We start from the raw sequence: 1,679 nt of genomic DNA, 5'->3' as shown, positions 1-1,679 counted from the left end.
ACCTAGAATCCGAAGGACAGCAGCAAAAAACGTCGTAGACACAACAGGTGATGACGGGCCGGAGCTCTGCGACGGACCGGAAACACCCAACAGCCGGCCGCGCCAGCGGACGCCCATCTGGGGTGCGAGCCCTGCGAGCATGCCTTGCAAGCCACCACGGGTCGCCCTAAGAATCTGGTCACCCACGCAGGCCGCCGGTGACAGCCGCCTCGGCTGGGACTGGTGCGGAATTGGCGGTCCGCCGCCGGCGACCACCGACACAAGCCGGCCACGACGGCGGACCGCCCGCGGTGACCGGCCCAGAAAGACCGGCCACCCGGGGTGTCAGCTGGTGAGGGTTTCGATGGTGGAGGCTGTTGCTTCGGCGTGGCGGGTGAGGTGTATTACCTCCTGGTCCGCGGGGGTGGCAGTGATCCTGTCGATCAGGACCTGCCAGTGTTCCAGGGCCTCGAGCAGGGCTCGGGTGAAGCCGGAACGTGGATTGTCTCCCAGTCCGAAGTGGTGGATCGCGTCAGCGAGGTGCGGCTTTGCGATGGTTTCCGCCGTCGCGGCCGCGTGCCGACGCTGTTCTGCCTCATAGTGGACTTCGTAGTCGAAGTCGCCATCGCTGTCCCAAAAGCTTGTCATGATCGTGGCCTTTCCATCGGGGTGGCTTTTGGGCGGGTGGCCGGTGCGGGACCGGCCACCCGGTGCGGGGTTTAGCTGGCGAGCAGTTCGGCGAGTTCGGCCGCGTCTGTCACCAGCGCCGCAGTGCCTTCTTTGAGAAGGCGGTGGCATCCTGCCGAGTTGGCGCTGTAGACGCTTCCCGGAACTGCTGCGACGTGCCGGGCGATAGTTTCGGCATGGTGTGCGGTGTTCAATGCTCCGGAACGCCACCGGGCTTCCACAACACACGTCACTCCGGCCAGCGCCGCAATAATGCGTCCCCTGTCCAGGAATCTGGACCGTGTAGGGGCGCTTCCCGGGGGCTGCTCCGAGAGTGTCAGGCCATTGGCCCGGATCGCGGCCGCCAGGTCTGCATTTCCGGAGGGGTAGTCCCGGTCAAGTCCTCCGGCCAGCACCGCGATGGTTGCCGGTCCATCGCCTTGGACTCCGGCCAGCGCGGCCCGGTGGGCGTGAGCGTCGATGCCATAGGCGAGACCGGAAATCACGCAGATGCCGCGCTGGGCCAGCCCGTAGGCAATGTCGCCGGTGACGGCAGCGCCGTAGCTGGTGCTGTCCCGGGACCCGGTCAGGGCCACGCACCGGGACGGCGCGGGGATGCCGTTGTCGATGGTGCCGCGGTACCACAGCCCGTAGGGGGCGTCGGGAAGGTCGTTCAGGCCCGCGGGCCAGTGCCCGTCGTCGGGGGTAAGGAACCCTCCGCCCAACCCCTTGATGATGCCTAGGTCTGCTGCCGGGTCCAGCCCGGGTGCCCGTGGCGCCCAGCGGCGGAGGCCCTCGGCAAGGTCCTCGCTGGTGACGTCCCAGAACGGTTCGGCGCGGAGGGCGCCCGTGGCGATCTTCAGCGCGTCGGGGGCGCCGTGTTTGGCCACAAGGGCGCGGCCCACAGGATCGGCGGGTTCGAACAGGCGGGTCAGTGCAGCGCGTGCGGCGCGGTTGTCGTTGTTCATTGGTGGTGCTCCTTCTTGTCCGAGAAGTGGGTGGGTGGGGCGGCTCAGGTGACCGGCCAGCTCCCC

2 protein-coding genes are annotated in these 1,679 nt (G+C 68.0%); both read right to left on the bottom strand.

Annotation, left to right across the window (positions count from 1 at the left end; genetic code table 11):
• Positions 1-324: 324 nt before the first annotated feature.
• Complete coding sequence (locus AS031_RS19345; RefSeq protein ID WP_058269797.1) at positions 325-627, bottom strand: hypothetical protein; 303 nt, start codon at positions 625-627, stop codon at positions 325-327.
• A gap of 71 nt (positions 628-698) precedes the next feature.
• A complete protein-coding gene (locus AS031_RS19340; protein ID WP_058269796.1) occupies positions 699-1,613 on the bottom strand; it encodes a DNA-processing protein DprA in 915 nt (304 codons plus the stop codon).
• Positions 1,614-1,679 lie beyond the last annotated feature (66 nt).

Source organism: Pseudarthrobacter enclensis, assembly GCF_001457025.1.
GTDB classification, from domain to species: domain Bacteria; phylum Actinomycetota; class Actinomycetes; order Actinomycetales; family Micrococcaceae; genus Arthrobacter; species Arthrobacter enclensis.
This window is presented reverse-complemented; position numbering and strand designations above follow the sequence as displayed.

Excerpts from the sequence above, each read along its gene's own strand:
- AS031_RS19345 (WP_058269797.1), bottom strand. The coding sequence starts at position 627 with ATGACAAGCTTTTGGGACAGCGATGGCGACTTCGACTACGAAGTCCAC.
- AS031_RS19340 (WP_058269796.1), bottom strand. The coding sequence starts at position 1,613 with ATGAACAACGACAACCGCGCCGCACGCGCTGCACTGACCCGCCTGTTC.